This is a genomic window from Pseudomonas sp. S07E 245 (assembly GCF_019599025.1).
Taxonomy (GTDB): Bacteria; Pseudomonadota; Gammaproteobacteria; order Pseudomonadales; family Pseudomonadaceae; genus Aquipseudomonas; species Aquipseudomonas shirazensis.
Genome location: NZ_CP080625.1, coordinates 1,079,524 through 1,096,513, shown reverse-complemented (window position 1 = coordinate 1,096,513; position 16,990 = coordinate 1,079,524). Strand labels below are relative to the sequence as shown.

Genomic DNA, 16,990 nt, shown 5'->3' with positions numbered 1-16,990 from the left:
AGGCGAGCCAGGCGGGATCAGTTCAACCGAGTGTCCGGGGTCGCCTCTGGCCGGTTTAATCTGAACGCGCCGGGACAGAGCCAGTCCCAACCTTCATCCACGCATCACTGAAGGAGAAACCGATGGCTATCACCGTAAGTGACTTTCTCGTCGAGCGTTTGCGCCAGTGGGGTGTCACGCGCATCTTTGGCTACCCCGGCGACGGCATCAACGGCGTGTTCGGCGCCCTGCGTCGGGCCGGCTCGATCGAATTCGTGCAGTGCCGCCACGAAGAAATGGCCGCGTTCATGGCCAGCGCACATGCCAAGTTCACCGGCGAGCTGGGAGTGTGCATCGCCACCTCCGGGCCCGGCGCCTCGCACCTGCTGACCGGTCTGTATGACGCACGCATGGACCATATGCCGGTCCTGGCCATTGTCGGCCAACAGGCGCGCACGGCGTTGGGCGGGCACTACCAGCAGGAGTTGGACCTGGTGTCGATGTTCAAGGACGTCGCCGGCGCCTTTGTTCAGCAGGCCGCCGCGCCGTCGCAGGTGCGCCACCTGGTCGACCGCGCCGTGCGCACCGCCATCGGCGAGCGCAAGGTCACTGCATTGATCCTGCCCAACGACTTGCAGGAGCTGGCGTATGAAGAACCAGCCCGGGCCCATGGCACGCTGCATTCGGGTATCGGCTTCAGCAAGCCCAAAGTAGTTCCGTACGATGCCGATCTGCAGCGCGCAGCCGATGCGCTCAATGCTGGCAAGAAAGTTGCGATTCTGGTCGGTGCCGGCGCCTTGCAGGCGGGTGAGCAGGTGCAGGCAGTTGCCGAAAAACTCGGTGCAGGTGTCGCCAAAGCCCTGCTCGGTAAAGCGGTCCTGCCTGACGACCTGCCCTGGGTCACTGGCTGCATCGGCCTGCTCGGCACCGAACCAAGCTTCAAGCTGATGGAGGAATGCGACACTTTGCTGATGATCGGCTCGGGCTTCCCCTACGCCGAGTTCCTGCCCAAGGAGGGCCAGGCTCGGGGCGTGCAGATCGACCTTGCCCCAGACATGCTCAGCCTGCGCTACCCGATGGAAGTGAATCTGGTCGGTGATGCCGCCGACACCCTCGCAGCCCTGCTGCCACTGCTGGAAGAAAAAACCCAGCGCAGTTGGCAGCACAAGGTCGAAGGCTGGCGCAAGGATTGGGACAAGAAGCTGGCCAAGCGAGCGCTGACCTCTGCCGACCCGATCAACCCGCAGCGAGTGGTGCACGAATTGTCGCCACGCCTCCCCGACAACACCATCATCACCAGCGATTCCGGCTCGTGTGCCAACTGGTTTGCCCGCGACCTGCAGATCCGCAAGGGCATGCAGTGCTCGCTCTCCGGCGGGCTGGCGTCCATGGGCGCAGCGGTGCCCTATGCGATTGCCGCCAAGTTCGCCCATCCGGAGCGCAGCGTTGTCGCGCTGGTAGGTGACGGCGCGATGCAGATGAGCAACATGGCCGAGTTGATCACCGTGGCCAAGTATTGGCAGCAATGGGGCAATGGCCGCTGGATCTGCGCGGTGTTCAACAACCAGGACCTCAACCAGGTGACCTGGGAGCAACGGGTGATGGAGGGCGACCCGAAGTTCGCCGCCAGCCAGGACATCCCTGATGTGCCCTATCACCTGTTCGCCATTTCGATCGGCTTGAAGGGCATTTATGTAGGCCGCGAAGAAGACGTCGCGCCCGCCTGGGAAGAAGCCCTGGCCAGTGATGTGCCGGTGGTGATCGATTTCCGCACCGACCCGGATGTGCCACCGCTGCCGCCTCATATGACCCTTGAGCAGGCGAAGAAATTTGCCTCGGCATTGCTCCAGGGCGATCCCAATCAGGCCGGGATCATCAAGCAGACTGCCAAGCAATTGCTCAGCGGCGTACTGCCTAAACGCGATTGATGCCTATGCCCTGAAGCCGCTGCGGCGCATTTGCCGCAATGGTTTCAGGGCCATTTGGCAATTGCCGACGGCCAACACTTGCAACCAGACCGATCTACAAATACTGTATGAATATTCAGTACATCGAGATCGACTAATGGAGCTCATCGCCAAGCTCGGCATCCTTGCCGACGCCGCCAAGTACGACGCCTCGTGCGCCAGCAGCGGCGCGCCCAAGCGCAGCTCGCGCGGCCGCGACGGGCTTGGTGCGACCAATGGCATGGGCATCTGTCACAGCTACACGCCGGATGGCCGCTGCGTCTCGCTGCTCAAGGTGCTGCTGACCAACTTCTGCCTGTACGACTGCCAATACTGCGTCAACCGCCGTACCAGCAACGTGCCGCGGGCACGCTTCACCCCTGAAGAGGTGGTGCGGTTGACCCTGGATTTCTACCGGCGCAACTGCATCAGCGGGCTGTTTCTCAGTTCCGGCATCATTCGCTCGGCCGACTACACCATGGAGCAGTTGATCGAAGTTGCCCGGCTGCTGCGTGAAGAGCACGAGTTTCGCGGCTACATCCACCTTAAGACCATCCCTGACGCTGACCCGCTGCTGATCGAGCAAGCCGGTCGCCTGGCGGATCGGCTGAGCGTGAATGTCGAACTGCCCACCGATGAAAGCCTCAAGCGCCTGGCCCCGGAAAAACAGGGCCACACCATCCGCCAGGCCATGGGCACTATCCAGCGCGGTCAGCAGGCCGTAGCTGGCGAGCCGCGGGCGCCGCGTTTTGCCCCCGCAGGGCAAAGTACCCAGGTCATTGTCGGCGCTGATGACACCGATGACCGGACCCTACTTGGCAATTCCGAATCGTTGTATCAGGGGTTTGGCCTCAAGCGCGTGTATTACTCGGCCTTCAGCCCGATCCCCGACAGCCCTGGCAGCGTGCCTCTAGCCGCCCCGCCATTGCTGCGCGAGCACCGTCTGTACCAGGCTGACTTCCTCATGCGCGGTTACGGCTACAAGGCTGGCGAGCTGCTCAGCCAGGCTGGCAACCTGGACCTGGATATCGACCCCAAGCTAGCTTGGGCGCTGTCCAATCGCGAGGTGTTCCCGCTGGACCTTAACCGCGCCGAGCCCGCCTTGCTCGCGCGGATTCCCGGCATTGGCCTGCGCAGCGTCGAACGCTTGGTAGCGCTACGCCGGGAGCGGCGCATACGTTATGACGACCTGATCCAGCTGCGCTGCGTACTCGACAAGGCGCGGCCTTTCATTGTCACCAGCGACTATCGCCCGGCGCAGGCCGATTTGCGCAGCGGCCTGCTGCGAGCGCGCCTGCGCGAACCGCAAGCGCCAGTGCAGATGGGCCTGTGGGGATGATCGCGCTCGACTGCGACCAGCAATTCAGCCTCTGGCGCGAACAGGCGCGCGCGCTGCTCGGGCATGGCATCGATCCCGCCGACGTCACCTGGGCGCAAGGGCCGATGGACGATCTGCTGGCAGTGCCGGCGCCCCTGCCAGAGGGCCCGGGGCCGTTTCGGGCAAAGGTGCCAGCGGCGTTGCTGGTTCAGCTGGAACAGGCCTCGCGCTACTGCGGCGAGCAGCGCTGGAACCTGTTGTATGAAGTGCTCTGGCGGGTCGCCCATGGCGATCGTACCGCCATGCTCCCCGGCGACCGCCTCGGCAGCGAGCTGCACCGGCGGATCAAGCAGGTCAGCCGCGAAGCCCATCACTTGCATGCGTTTGTGCGCTTCGTGCCGCTGCCGGCAGCACTGGCTGCGCAGCTGCAACTGGACCTGGTCGCCTATCATCAGCCGGCCCACGACATTCTTGAAAGCGCCAGCGGCCACTTTGCCGAGCGCCTCGGCCGCCAGCGCTGGTTGATCGCCACCGACCGCGACGGCATTCGCTTCGACGGCCATACACTGGACTACCGACGCCACTGCCCCGAGCCCTGGCGGCAATGGGCGCAGCACGCCGACGACCCCGGTGCGGATCTGTGGCGCACCTACTACCGGCACATCTTCAATCCGGCCCGGCTCAACCCCGATGCAATGCGCATGCACATGCCGGGCAGGTTCTGGCGGCACTTGCCCGAAGGCATGCTTATCCCGCAACTGATGGGCCAGGCCCGACAGGGCAAGCAGCGCGATGGCCAGGCGCTGGAAGTTGCTCAGCAGGCCGGCAAACGTATCGGCAAAGGCAAAGACTGAAACGGTCGCGGCACCCACTGCATCTACTGATCAGCCAAATGTGAAAAATTCATTGGATTTTTTGCAGCCCTTGGCTGTTGCTGCTCGGAAAATCCTGACAAACTAATTGGTAATGTTTCTCATAAGCATAAACATTTACTAAAAAGACCGTCAGGAACCGCAACCCATGTCGCGCCTTATCCCGCAACGTCGTTTCAGCCCGTCGCGTACTCTCTTGGCTTCCGCCATCTGCATGGCCAGCATGGCCCATGCCGTAGCCGAAGAAGCCGTCAAGCCCAAGGATGGGGCGCAATCGACTGTCATGGAATTAGGCGCAACCGAAGTCAGCTCGGAGCGGCTGGGCAGCACCACCGAAGGCTCCCGCTCCTACACCACAGGCGCCATGGCCACGGCGACCAAACTGCCGCTGACCATGCGCGAGACGCCACAGGCAGTCACGGTGATTACCCGCCAGCGCATGGACGACCAGGCGATGACCAGCATCAATGACGTGGTCAAGGCCACGCCGGGGCTGTTCCTCAACTTCTCCAGTGGCCCTGGCCGACAGACCTATACCGCGCGTGGCTTCGACATCGACAACATCATGTACGACGGTATCCCCAGCGGTTACTCGGGCTGGACGGCCGGGGTGCAGCCAAACCTGGCGATGTTCGACCGGGTTGAAGTAGTACGCGGCGCTACAGGTTTGGTGACCGGCGCGGGCAATCCGTCGGCGGCGATCAACATGGTACGCAAGCGGCCCTTGGCCGAACAGAAAGTCACCCTGACCGGCGCTGCCGGCAGCTGGGACGACTATCGCGGCGAGGTCGATGCCTCCAGCCCGTTGAACGACAGCGGCACTCTGCGCGGCCGAGTGGTCACCTCCTACCGCGACGCCAACAGCTTTGTCGACGATGCCGAAGAAAGCCACGGCCTGTTCTACGCGGTGACCGAAGCGGACCTTAGCGAAGACACCACGCTGACCGTAGGCCTGTCGCACCAGAAGGACAAGACCAACTACTTCTGGGGCTCTTCGATGGTTGGCCTCGATGGCCACCACCTCGACCTGCCGCGCTCGTACAACCCGAGCACCGACTGGGAGAACAAGGACCAGGAAATCAACACGGTGTTTGCCGAACTGCGCCAGCGCCTGGCCAATGACTGGAAGCTGCAGGTCAATGCCAATTATGCCGAGCAGAATGCGCTGTTCTCGGGGTCGTATCAGTCGCGTTGGACCGGCACTACGCTGGGTCGAACGGTTTACCAGTCCAAGCACGATGAAAACCAGGCAGGCGTTGATGTGTTCGCCAGCGGCCCGTTCCAGGCGCTGGGGCGCAGCCATGAACTGGTGGTCGGCACCAGCCGCCGCATCTACGACATGACCAACCACAACTACAGCCCATACGACCCCAACTGGCCCATCAACGCCGGCAAACCGAACTTCCTGCATACCACCAACGACCGCTCCGTCACGACTCAAGACGGCCTGTACATGACCACCCGCCTAAGCCTGGCCGACCCACTCAAGCTCATCCTCGGCGGCCGGCTGGACTGGTATGACTACGATGACAAGGATGGCCAGGGCGATTACAAGGTCACCCGCAACGTGACCCGCTATGCCGGCCTGATCTACGAGCTCAATGACAATCACTCGGTGTATGTCAGCTACAGCGATATCTTCCAGCCACAGACCGAGCGCGGCTCAAGCAATTCGCCGGTGCGTCCGATTGAAGGCAAGAACTACGAGGTAGGCATCAAGGGCGAGTACTTCAACGGTGCCCTGAACGCCAGCCTGGCGGTATTCCGCGTCGACCAGGAAAACCGTGCGGTGGAAGTGCTCGAACGTACTGTCTGTTCGTCGACTCAGCTTACCTGCTACGAAGCCTCTGGCGAGATCCGCAGCCAAGGTATCGACATGGAGCTGCAAGGCGCACTCACCGACAACTGGCAGATCGGCGGCGGTTACACCTATGCTCGCACCCATACCACCAAGAATGCCGCGCAACCGGCGCTGGTCAACAAGCAGTTCGACACGGACACCCCTGAGCATCAGTTCAAGATCAGCACGACCTACCGTTTCCAGGGCCCTCTGGAAAAACTGCGCGTCGGCGGCAGCGTCAACTGGCAGAGCCGGATGTACAACGACATCGCATTGGTCGACGGTGGCAACTACCGTCTTGAACAAGGTGCCTATGCAGTCACCGACGTGATGGCCGGCTATCAGGTCAACCGCAACCTCGACCTGCAGCTCAATGCCAACAACATCTTTGATCGCAAGTACTACTCGGCGATCTCGCAATCCTGGCAATACGGCGGCGATGTCTATGGCGCGCCGCGCAACATGATGCTGACCGCCAAGTACAGCTTCTAAGCGAAGACGTGCAAGGGCCACACGCCAGATTCAACCTGGCGCGTGGCCCCTGCCTGCATCAGGCGACGCGGTGTTCGTCTTTGATCAGTTTTTTCTGCGCCTGCATGGCGTCGCCCAGTTGCTCAAGGGTTGCCTTGTCGAGCAGCTCCTTGGCGCGCGGGAACATATCCGACTCCTCCTCTTCGATGTGATGCTCGAGCAGTTCCTTGAGCACCTTCATCCGCCCGGAAAACTCCAGGGTATCGGGTGGCGTCTTGAGCAAGTCAGGCAATACCAGCGCATCCACCGTGCGGTGCTCCTCCTTGGCCTCGTGGTACATCTTGACGTCGTCCTTGTCGCCGGCCTGGGTCAGCGCAGGGTAGAAGATCTCTTCTTCGATGGTGGTATGGGCCTGCAGCTCCAGCTCGATCCGCGCCAGCAGCTCGGTGCGCTTTTTCAACGCCCGTTCAGTGGTGTTGGACAGCTCTTCGAGCAGCTTTTTCACCGTCTTGTGGTCTTGTTCCAGCAGTTCGATAGCGTTCATTCAGCACCTCATCAGTACCTGGTTGGAATCACGGCGTTGCGTAGGATTGAGTGGCCGGCAATCTTCCAGGTTCAATGCCTTTCCCCAGCGGCAGGCGGTGCTGAATATTTTTTCGGCATGGATGATAGGTTTTCTCATTCCCATTCGACTTACTCAGCGAAGGGCAGATAAGCCCGCCTGCCACCCACAACGAGATTTCACGCCATGACCGCCCCTTTCCCGGTTGGCCGCCTCAGCGCCAGCCTTCGCAGCGCCCTGCTCCTCTCCACCCTGCTTGGGCTGGGCCTGGCCATGCCCGCCAAGGCTGCCGACAGCAGCGAGCGCGATTACCACATCCAGGCCGGCGACCTCGGCACTGCGCTGACCCATTTCGCTGCTGAAAGCGGCGTGGTGCTGTCGTTCGACCCAGCGCTGACGCGGGGTCTGGCTACGGCTGGCCTGGATGGCAGCTTTGCTGCCGATCAAGGCTTGCAACGACTGTTGCTCAATTCCGGCCTGCAAGCGGTGCGCGAGGGCGACGGTCGTTACTCGCTGCAACCGATCGCACAGGACGGCGCGGCCCTGGAGCTGGGCGCCACCGAAGTGATTTCCAATCAGTTGGGTACCGTCAGCGAGGGCACCGGCTCGTACACCCCAGGCTCGATCGCCACCGCCACCCGGCTGGTACTGACCCCGCGCCAGACGCCACAGTCGATCACCGTGGTCACCCGTCAGCACATGGATGACTTCGGCCTCAACAGCGTCGACGACGTCATGCGTCACACCCCGGGCATTACCGTTTCAGCCTTCGACAGCGAGCGCAGCAACTACTACGCGCGCGGCTTTTCGATCAACAACTTCCAGTACGACGGCATCCCCTCGACCGCGCGCAACGTCGGCTATTCAGCCGGCAACACCCTCAGTGACATGGCCATCTACGACCGCGTCGAGGTGCTCAAGGGCGCGACTGGTTTGCTCACCGGCGCCGGCTCGCTGGGTGCGACCATCAACCTGGTACGCAAAAAGCCTACGGCCGACTTCCAGGGCCACGCGACGCTGGGCGCAGGCTCGTGGGACAACTACCGCAGCGAGCTGGACGTCAGCGGCCCGCTCAACGACAGCGGCAACGTGCGTGGGCGAGCGGTAGCGGCCTATCAGGACAAGCACTCGTTCATGGACCGCTACTCGCGCAAGACCCCGGTGTACTACGGCATCCTTGAGTTCGACCTGTCGCCAGACACCCTGCTCACCGTCGGCGGCGACTATCAGGACAGCCTGCCCAAGGCCTCGTCGTGGTCAGGCAGTTTCCCCCTGCTCAACGCCCAAGGCCAGCACAACAACATCTCGCGCTCGTTCAACAATGCGGCTGACTGGAGCAGCTGGGAGCAGTACACCCGCACCGTGTTCGCCATGCTTGAGCACAACTTCGACAACGGCTGGGTGAGCAAACTGCAGGTCGATCACAAGATCAATGGTTACCACGCGGTGATGGGCACCATTCAGGGCACCACGCCGAATGCCGACGGCACCTCGGCGATCGTCCCCGGCAAGTTCACCGGCGAGACTGTCAGCGACTCGGCCGACCTGTATGCCTCCGGCCCGTTCAGCCTGTTTGGGCGTGAACACGAACTGGTGGTCGGCGGCTCCATCGCCCACTCCAACTGGGATGGCAAAGGCTACTGGAACTACACCCTGCGCGAGCCCAACGTAGTCGACTTCAACAACTGGCACGGCAACATTGCCGAACCGGACTGGGGCAGGCCTTCGCAGCGTACCGACGATACCGTGCGCCAGACCGGCGCCTACTTCACCACCCGGCTCAACATCACTGACGACCTGAAAGTGCTGCTCGGCGGTCGGGTGGTCAACTACACCATCAGCGGCCTCGACCCGACCTACAAGGAAAGCGGCCGCTTCGTGCCCTACGTCGGCGCCATCTACGACCTCAACGACACCTACTCGGTGTACGCCAGCTACACCGATATCTTCATGCCGCAGGAAGCCTTCAATCGTGATCGCGACAACAAGATGCTCGAGCCGGACGAAGGCCAGAACTACGAGATTGGTCTGAAAGCCGAGTTTCTCGATGGCCGCCTGAACGCCAGCGCCGCTTACTTCGAGGTGCATGAGGACAACCGCTCGATTTCCGATGACGAATACAACGATCGCGTGCCCACGCCAGACAACTATGCCTTCAAGGGCACTCAGGCAGTCACCAAAGGCTACGAGATCGAAGCGTCCGGCGAGCTTGCGCCGGGTTGGCAGGTCCAGGCCGGCTACACCCACAAGATCGTGCGTGATGACAACAACCTGAAGATCTCCACCTTCGAACCTGAAGACCAGGTCACCCTGTACACCAGCTACAAGCTGACCGGTGCACTCGACAAGCTGACTATCGGCGGCGGCACGCGCTGGCAGAGCGTGGCCTGGCAGGACATCTACAACACGCCGCAGGCGCGCTACGAGGAGTTTTCGCAAAAGGCCTACTGGCTGGTCGATGCCATGGCCCGCTACCAGTTCACCAAGCAGCTGTCGGCGACCGTCAACGCCAACAACCTGTTCGACAAGACTTACTACACCAACCTTGGCTTCTACAAAGCGGGCGCCTATGGCGAGCCGCGCAACTACATGCTGACCACTCGCTGGGACTTCTGAGCGCGACCTGAGCACGCGGCGCCCGCAACGGGCGCCCTTGCAGCAGGCTGCCGTCGGTCGTCCAAGCATGAGCCTGCTTGCACCCTTGCATGATGCAGACTAATAGTTAAAGCATCTGCCTGGGGAGGCGCTCAACATGCAGCCGCGTTTTGTGGTGATTCCAGCTGTGCCAAAAGAAAAACCGTGCCCTCAGCGCGGTATTGGGTTCTACACGGGGGCTGTCTGCAGCGGCTTCAACCTGTACGACAACGTTGAAAAGCTGCGATTGCAACTGACCTTCAATCAGCGAGCTGAGGCTGAAGCGGAGTGCTCGCGGCTTAACGTGAGTGCGCCTGGCTGAAACGTTCAGGGCTTGCCAGGCAACGTTCCGGGCTCGTTCTGACTGCGCCAACGCTGCAGGTTGTGCATGACCCACTGCGCGGGCAACGGCCCGGCGGTCACCTCTTGCATGGTCGCCGCCAGCCGCTGGCGCAGCTCGGCCACGTTGCATGGCGCATTGTGCGACACGGCCAGGTACAAACCCTCGGCAGACACCGGCGGCTCAAGCATCTGCAGCTTGTGCTCCACACCCAGCGTGCGCGCCAGTGCCATGCCGGGATAGCGTTCGAACAGGACGTAGTCGTTGCGCTTGTGCAGCAGCTTCTCGAACGCCTGGTGGGCGCTGGGCACGGCTTCCAGGTTGAGATTGGCGCTGGCGAAGTCATCAAACGCCTGGCCGTGGCTGTTGTTGACCAGGGTGCCGCCATTGCGACCTTTCAGGTCGTCCCATTTGACGTAGGCAAAGCCGTCATCACGACGGACCCAGACCATACTGGCGGTGGTCAGAAATGCCGGCTTGATGAAGTCCATGGTCTGTTCGCGCGTTTGCGTGATGAACAGACCGGCAAGCAGGTCGATACGGCCGTTGCGTACCTGCTCCTGCGCCCGCGACCACGGCCCGCTGTAGACCACGGCGATGTCGATGCCCAGTTGCCTGGCCACATGCTGGAGCAAGTCGACATTGGCGCCGATCAGCAGTGCCGGGTTGTCCGGGTCGCGCCACAGGTACGGTGGATATTCCGGATTACCGGTAGCGGTCAGGTGCCGACAGTCGTCCTCTGCCATCGCAGCCATCGGCAGCAGCAGAATCAGCGACAACAGGCAACATCGCCAGCGACAGCGTTCGAGCATTGGCGACCCTCGGCAAGGATGACGGTGCGTCTGCCCAAGCAATCCCGGCAGACTGACGACGCCCCGTCAGTCTGGCCCAGAATTGCCCGGGCGCCAATGCGCGCGTGGCGGGTTTGCATGCCGCAGGTCAATCGTTGGCAACAATCCCGTCAATAGGTGGCTCGGCCGCCACTGAGGTCGAACACGAAGCCGGTGGTGAAGCTGCACTCTGGGCCGGCGATCCAGGTGACCATGTTGGCGATTTCTTCGGCCTTGAGGAACCGCCCCATGGGGATCTTGGCCTTGCTCGCGTCGATGTGCTCTTGGGTCATCTCGGCCATCAGTGGCGTCTCGACCATGGCAGGTGCCACACAGTTGAGCAGCACCCCGTCCTGCGCCAGCTCCTTGGCTGCAGCCTTGGTGAAGGCGATCACACCAGCCTTGGCCGCCGAATAGCCGGAAATGTACTGCACGCCGTCCTTGCCGGCCATCGAGGCGATATTGACGATGCGGCCGTAGCCGCGTTCGCGCATATGCGGGATGACCGTGCGGCAGCAATAAAACACGCCGTTCAAGTCAATCGCGATGACCTTGTCCCAGGCTTCTACCGGATACTCCCAGGACGGCAGCACCGGCCCGTTGATGCCGGCGTTGTTGACCAGAATATCGACCCGGCCCAGGTTCTCGATCAGTTCGGCAAAGGCCGCCTCGACCGAGGCCAGCGAGGCGACATCGACGGCCTGGCACATTGCGGGCTCGAAGCCAGCGGCAGTGCTGTCCCAGCTATCCACCGCCAGATCCCAGATGACGATACGGGCGCCTTCGGCATGCAGCCGGCGGGCAATGGCCAGGCCGATGCCGCGCATGCCACCGGTCACAATCGCGGTTTGTCCTTCGAGGTGCAGGCTCACGGTGTTGCTCCTTGGTTGAGATTACAGGCGGTGATGGCCGCGGCTCAGGCAAAGCCGAACAGCCGGCGTGGGGTGTCCCACATGATCTCGCGGCGCAGTTGCGGGTCTGGCACCAGCCGCTCGGCAAGCTTGAGCAGCGGGCCGTAGTCGATCCGCGAGTGCTGACGAATGAACGGCCAGTCCGAGCCCCACACGCAGGCGTTTGGGCCGAATGCCTCGATCAAGGCCTGCACATAGGCATGGCTCTGGGCGTGCAGGGCATCGGCTGCGGCAAACTTCTGCATACCCGACAGCTTGACGCTGGCGCGCCCGGAACGCGCCAGCTTGAGCAACGCCTGAAAGCCCGGTTGCCCTACCCCGGCCGCCGCGTTCGGCCGGCCACAGTGATCAATCAGCAGGCGCACCGGGCTACGTTCGAGCAGCCCGTGCAGCTCCAGCAACTGGTCATCACACACCTGAATCTGGGCAAACATGCCCAACTCGGCCAGCTTGGCCAGACGTGCTTCGGCACCATCCATGGTTTGCAGGCCGTACAGTGCCGGGTTGAAGGCAACCCCAACTACGCCCTGGGCCTGCAGCGCAGCCAAGGCGTCGAGGCTGATAGCGTTGTCGACCACCGCAATGCCCTTGAAACGGCCCTGACCAGCTGCCAATGCCGCCAGCAGACAACGGTTGTCGGTGTGGTAGCCACTGTTGGGGCCGACCAGTAAGGCATTGCATACGCCGTAGGCAGCCATGACCTCCTCCCACTGCGTCAGCGTGGCCACTTCCTGGCCGGAGGGCGCATACGGCGCATCGGGGTGATAGGGGTAAGCTACTGGATCAAACAAATGGTTATGGCAGTCGATCTTTGGCTCGTCGAAAATACTCATGCGTTTCTCTCTCCAGACGCCGCAGCGCGGGCCGGCAAATCTTGGTATTGTCGCCACCGACATGGCGCCAGGCAGGAGCTAACGATACTGCGCAGCCGCCACCAGCGCTCATACCTGGATGAGCAAGACCATAACCAAAGGTAATGATTATGCCCTCAGACCGACCGAGCGCAGATCACATGCTGTTCAAGCTGCGGCACATGGAAGTATTCCGCGCGGTGATGCTGACCGGCTCGATCAGCGCCGCGGCCAAGCTGCTCTATGTCTCGCAACCAGCGGTGAGCAAGCTCATGGGCTACATCGAAGGGCGCCTGGGTTACCGCTTGTTCGAACGGATCAACAATCGCCTGGTACCGACCGGCGAGGCGCAGGTCCTCTATCGTGAAGTCGAGCGGGTGTACCAAGCGGCGTTGGTAGTCAACGACTGTGCGCTGGCACTGGCCAGCGGTGCCCAGCGCACCTTGCGCCTGTGCTGCAGTGCCTCGCTGTCGACCGTGGTCATCCCGGCAGCGCTGGCCCAGCTCAAGCGCGAGGTGCCGGCGCTGAATATCGAATGGCAGACCACGCTCATGGTCGAGATGGCCAATCAGATCCTGTCGAAAAAGGTCGACCTGGCCATCGCCGCCCTGCCGCTGCCGCACGACCACCTGCACTCGGTGCCCTACATGCGCGGGCGCATGGTTGCGCTGATGCCGTTCGACCACCCGTTGGCGCATCACCCATCCCTGTCATTGCGACAACTGCAGGGCTATCCCCTGCTGCTGTTCCGCCCGGACATGGCATTCGGTCAATTGCTCGGCGAGGCCTTCAGCCGCTGCGGCGTGCAGCTTGATTCGCTGTTGTCGTTCACCAATGCAGTGGAGGCCGTGGCACTGGTCAAGCAAGGCATGGGTATGACCATCATCGACGAGTTCGTCGCCCAGGACAGCGGCCTCAAAACTGTGCCGCTAAGTGATGAGATCAGCTTCGATATCAGCTTTGTCTACTCGCGCTTCGAGCCACCAGCCCAGGCCACGCTGCAGTTGATGCGTATCTTGCAGGCGCAGGCAATGCAGCTGGGCCGGGCGATCGAACCAGTCGAACCGGCGCTCACCTGAGCTACGGGCGATAGCGCATCGCCTCGACAAAGGCGGTAAATGCCGGCGAGGGCTGGCGCCGATTCGGGTAATAAAGGTGAAAGCCCTGAAAGTACGGGCACCAGTCCGCCAGCACTTCCTGCAAGCGCCCCTCAGCGATCAGTGGCGCCGCCAGGGCGTACGGCACGTAGCCAAGGCCGATACCGTCAACCGCGCTGTTGAGCACGTGCATGATGCTGTTGACCACCAACTGGCCCTCGCCCTTTACGGTAAAGGCCTGGCCATCCTTCTCGAACTCCCACGCATAGATCGATCCAGCAGGGCGGTGGCGGATATTCAGGCAGCGGTGCTCAGTCAGCCGGTGTGGCGTCTGCGGTATGCCGTGAGCGGCGAAATACTCGGGTGAAGCAACCACCGCAAGGCGCCAGTCCGGGCTGATGCGCACGGCGATCATGTCCTTGCTGATCGACTCGCCCATTCTGATCCCGGCGTCGAAACGCTGCTCGACCACGTTGGTGAAGCCGTAGTCCACCATCAGCTCCAGGGTGATATCCGGGTAGGTCTGCAGAAAGGCCTTCAGCTTGGGCCGGATGTACAGATCGATGGCGTCATCGGTGCAGGTGATGCGCAGGGTCCCGGCAGGCTTGTCGCGCAGCTCGCCGAGCGCCTCGACCTGCTCGGCAATCTGCTCGAACAGCGGCGCCAGCGACTGCAGCAAGCGCTGCCCGGCCTCGGTGGGCGCGACATTGCGGGTAGTCCTGGCCAGCAACCGTACGCCCAGGCGCTGCTCCAACGCACGCATCGCATGGCTCAACGCCGACGGCGTGACGCCCAGCTGGGCCGCTGCCTTGGTAAAACTCTGTTCCTGGGCGACAGCGATGAACGCTTGCAGGTCGTTGATCTTGGCGTGCTTCATTGCTGAGATTTTCTCACAACCACATTCAGATTCCCTCTACTAATCAGCAGACGCTCTATCAGTCAAGATTTAAACCACGACACGTCAGCTGCATTGTCCTTCAAAAACGGAATCCATTATGTCCAGCCCAACCATCGAGGCCTCGCCGGGTATGTACCGCAACGACGGCCAGGGCAGTGCGCCCGCTTACTGGAGCGGCATCTTTGCCATGACCCTGTGCGTGTTCGCGCTGATTGCCTCCGAGTTCATGCCGGTAAGCCTGCTTACGCCAATCGCTCGCGACCTGAGCGTCAGCGAAGGGCTGGCCGGCTACGGCATTGCCATCTCCGGCGCATTCGCCGTGCTGACCAGCCTGACCATCGCCAGGCTGGCCGGCTCGCTCGACCGCAAGACCCTGCTGCTGTTATTGACCGCACTGATGTGCGTATCTGGGCTGATTGTCGGCTCGGCCAGCAATTACAGCGTCTACATGCTCGGCCGTGCCCTGATCGGCGTGGTCATCGGCGGCTTCTGGTCGATGTCTGCGGCGGTTGCCATGCGCCTGGTGCCCAAGGCCAGCGTGCCCAGGGCGCTGGTCATCTTCAATAGCGGCAATGCGCTGGCCACTGTCATTGCCGCGCCATTAGGCAGCTATCTTGGTGGTGTCATCGGCTGGCGCGGCGCATTCTATTGCCTGGTGCCGGTGGCATTGATCGCGCTGGTCTGGCAATGGTTGAGCCTGCCGTCGATGCCGACGCATGAGCGATCTGGCCCGTCGGGCAGCGTCCTGGCGCTATTGAAAAGGCCTATCGTGATACTGGGCATGCTCGCTGTCGGCGTGTTCTTCATAGGCCAATTCATGCTGTTCACCTACGTGCGGCCCTTTCTGGAAAGCGTCAGCCGGGTAAATGTGACCACCTTGTCGATGATCCTGCTTGGCCTGGGCGTCTCGGGCTTTATCGGCACAGTGCTGATCGGCGCCTTCCTCAAGCGCAACCTGTACCGGCCATTGATCGTCATCCCGTTGTTGATGGCCGTCATCGGCGTAGGCCTGGTCATGTTCGGCACTTCGGTACCCGCCGTGTTCGCCCTGCTCGCCCTGTGGGGCCTGTTTGCCACTGCTGCACCGGTGGGCTGGTGGGCTTGGCTGGCCGAGTCGCTGCCCAATGATGCAGAAGCCGGCGGCGGGCTGATGGTGGCGGTAATCCAGTTGTCCATCGCACTCGGCTCGACCGCAGGAGGGGTACTCTTCGACAGCAGTGGCTATCGGCTGACATTCTTTGCCAGCGCCGCACTGCTGGTCCTTTCAGCGCTGCTGACCCTGCGCGCCGCTCGGGCCAGCGGCTGAATCGAACACAGATCGGCTTGAACCTCTGGCGTGCTGGCCTGCTCAGAAAACCATTACCTGAGGAGAACATCATGACCCAGACAGCATTGGTAGTCGGCGCCAGCGGCATCGTCGGCAGCGCCATCACCCAGCTTTTGCTCGACAATCACTGGCAGGTGGCAGCGCTCTCGCGTAAGCCAACGGCGGCGCCGGGGATCATCCCGGTGGCCGCAGACCTGCAAGACCCTGCCTCGCTGCAGGCGGCGCTGGCCGACCTCAAGCCTACCCACGTATTCATCACCACCTGGTCGCGCCAGGCCAGCGAAGGGGAAAACATCCGCGTCAATGGCGCCATGGTGCGCAATGTGCTCGCGGCGCTGCGCCCGGCAGGCAGCGTCAAACACGTCGCTCTGGTCACTGGCTTGAAACACTACCTTGGCCCCTTCGAGGCCTATGGCAAGGGCAGCCTGCCGCAGACGCCGTTTCGTGAGGAACAAGGCCGGCTGGATGTCGAGAACTTCTACTACGCCCAGGAAGACGAACTGTTTGCCGCTGCCGAGCGCGATGGTTTCACCTGGAGCGTCCACCGCCCGCACACCGTCACCGGCGTGGCCGTTGGCAATGAGATGAACATGGCAACCACCCTCGCCGTATACGCCAGCATCTGCAAGCAAAGCGGCCGCCCGTTCGTGTTCCCCGGCTCGCGCGTGCAGTGGCAGAGCCTGACCGACATGACTGACGCCCGCCAGCTCGCGCAGCAGCAACTATGGGCGGCGACTACCCCTGAAGCCGCCAATCAGGCGTTCAACATCACCAATGGCGATGTGTTCCGCTGGCAGTGGATGTGGGGCCGGATCGCCAATTACTTCGGCCTCACACCCGCGCCCTTCCCCGAGTCGCCGGCGCCGCTGGAGGCGCAGATGGCCGATGACCAGGCGCTGTGGAGCCAGATCGTCGCCGAGCATGGCCTCAAGGAAGCCGACATCAGCCGCCTGGTCTCGCCCTGGCACACCGATGCCGACCTCGGCCGGCCGATCGAAGTTGTGACCGACATGACCAAGAGTCGGCTGCTGGGCTTCAGTGCCTATCAAGCAAGTGATCGGGCGTTTTTCGAGGTGTTTGATCAATTGCGAGAGGCACGTTTGATTCCCTGAGG

General features: G+C 62.2%; 14 protein-coding genes. 9 read left to right on the top strand and 5 right to left on the bottom strand.

The annotated features are described in order from the left end of the window. The first annotated feature begins 122 nt into the window (after nt 1-122). The 4 genes from K3F44_RS04900 (at nt 123) to K3F44_RS04885 (ending at nt 6,447) form a co-directional block, all read left to right on the top strand. A complete protein-coding gene (locus K3F44_RS04900; RefSeq protein WP_150569498.1) occupies nt 123-1,907 on the top strand; it encodes a thiamine pyrophosphate-requiring protein in 1,785 nt (594 codons plus the stop codon). Between the two features lie 136 nt (nt 1,908-2,043). After that, nucleotides 2,044-3,264 carry a putative DNA modification/repair radical SAM protein gene (locus tag K3F44_RS04895; RefSeq protein WP_101318708.1) on the top strand — a complete coding sequence of 407 codons (1,221 nt, stop codon included), beginning with the start codon at nt 2,044-2,046 and terminating at the stop codon, nt 3,262-3,264. Beyond that, nucleotides 3,261-4,097, top strand: coding sequence for a TIGR03915 family putative DNA repair protein (locus K3F44_RS04890; protein ID WP_220633449.1), 837 nt, complete (start codon nt 3,261-3,263; stop codon nt 4,095-4,097). The genes K3F44_RS04895 and K3F44_RS04890 overlap by 4 nt, the downstream gene beginning before the upstream one ends. A gap of 166 nt (nt 4,098-4,263) precedes the next feature. Further along, nucleotides 4,264-6,447 carry a TonB-dependent siderophore receptor gene (locus tag K3F44_RS04885; protein ID WP_220633448.1) on the top strand — a complete coding sequence of 728 codons (2,184 nt, stop codon included), beginning with the start codon at nt 4,264-4,266 and terminating at the stop codon, nt 6,445-6,447. Between the two features lie 58 nt (nt 6,448-6,505). Here K3F44_RS04885 and K3F44_RS04880 read toward each other — a convergent pair whose 3' ends face one another. Then, complete coding sequence (locus K3F44_RS04880) at nt 6,506-6,970, bottom strand: hemerythrin domain-containing protein (protein WP_101318702.1); 465 nt, start codon at nt 6,968-6,970, stop codon at nt 6,506-6,508. A 204-nt stretch (nt 6,971-7,174) separates the two neighbouring features. Between K3F44_RS04880 and K3F44_RS04875 the strand changes: the two genes are divergently transcribed. Continuing rightward, nucleotides 7,175-9,604, top strand: coding sequence for a TonB-dependent siderophore receptor (locus tag K3F44_RS04875; RefSeq protein ID WP_220633447.1), 2,430 nt, complete (start codon nt 7,175-7,177; stop codon nt 9,602-9,604). A gap of 136 nt (nt 9,605-9,740) precedes the next feature. Continuing rightward, complete coding sequence (locus K3F44_RS04870) at nt 9,741-9,944, top strand: hypothetical protein (protein ID WP_101318697.1); 204 nt, start codon at nt 9,741-9,743, stop codon at nt 9,942-9,944. A gap of 5 nt (nt 9,945-9,949) precedes the next feature. On the opposite strand, the gene K3F44_RS04865 is transcribed toward K3F44_RS04870, so the two are convergent. From K3F44_RS04865 to K3F44_RS04855, 3 genes are all read right to left on the bottom strand, one after another. After that, complete coding sequence (locus K3F44_RS04865) at nt 9,950-10,774, bottom strand: ABC transporter substrate-binding protein (RefSeq protein WP_220633446.1); 825 nt, start codon at nt 10,772-10,774, stop codon at nt 9,950-9,952. Between the two features lie 149 nt (nt 10,775-10,923). Further along, nucleotides 10,924-11,664: an SDR family NAD(P)-dependent oxidoreductase gene (locus tag K3F44_RS04860; RefSeq protein ID WP_150569505.1), complete on the bottom strand. Its 741-nt coding sequence runs from the start codon at nt 11,662-11,664 to the stop codon at nt 10,924-10,926. A gap of 44 nt (nt 11,665-11,708) precedes the next feature. Further along, nucleotides 11,709-12,536, bottom strand: a complete 828-nt coding sequence (locus tag K3F44_RS04855; RefSeq protein ID WP_220633445.1) for an amidohydrolase — start codon at nt 12,534-12,536, stop codon at nt 11,709-11,711. Between the two features lie 143 nt (nt 12,537-12,679). On the opposite strand from K3F44_RS04855, the gene K3F44_RS04850 reads away from it, so the two are divergent. Continuing rightward, the gene (locus K3F44_RS04850) at nt 12,680-13,633 is read left to right on the top strand and encodes a LysR family transcriptional regulator (RefSeq protein WP_101318689.1); all 954 of its coding nucleotides are present in this window, start codon (nt 12,680-12,682) and stop codon (nt 13,631-13,633) included. 1 nt (nt 13,634) lies between these two features. Here the strand turns inward: K3F44_RS04850 and K3F44_RS04845 are convergent, their stop codons facing one another. Beyond that, nucleotides 13,635-14,528 (bottom strand): LysR family transcriptional regulator, encoded by an 894-nt coding sequence (locus K3F44_RS04845; protein ID WP_220633444.1) that lies wholly within the window; start codon nt 14,526-14,528, stop codon nt 13,635-13,637. Nucleotides 14,529-14,679: 151 nt separating this feature from the next. Here K3F44_RS04845 and K3F44_RS04840 point away from each other — a divergent pair, with 151 nt between their 5' ends. Then, complete coding sequence (locus K3F44_RS04840) at nt 14,680-15,855, top strand: MFS transporter (protein WP_259407061.1); 1,176 nt, start codon at nt 14,680-14,682, stop codon at nt 15,853-15,855. Nucleotides 15,856-15,926: 71 nt separating this feature from the next. After that, complete coding sequence (locus K3F44_RS04835; RefSeq protein WP_220633443.1) at nt 15,927-16,988, top strand: SDR family oxidoreductase; 1,062 nt, start codon at nt 15,927-15,929, stop codon at nt 16,986-16,988. Nucleotides 16,989-16,990: the final 2 nt, after the last annotated feature.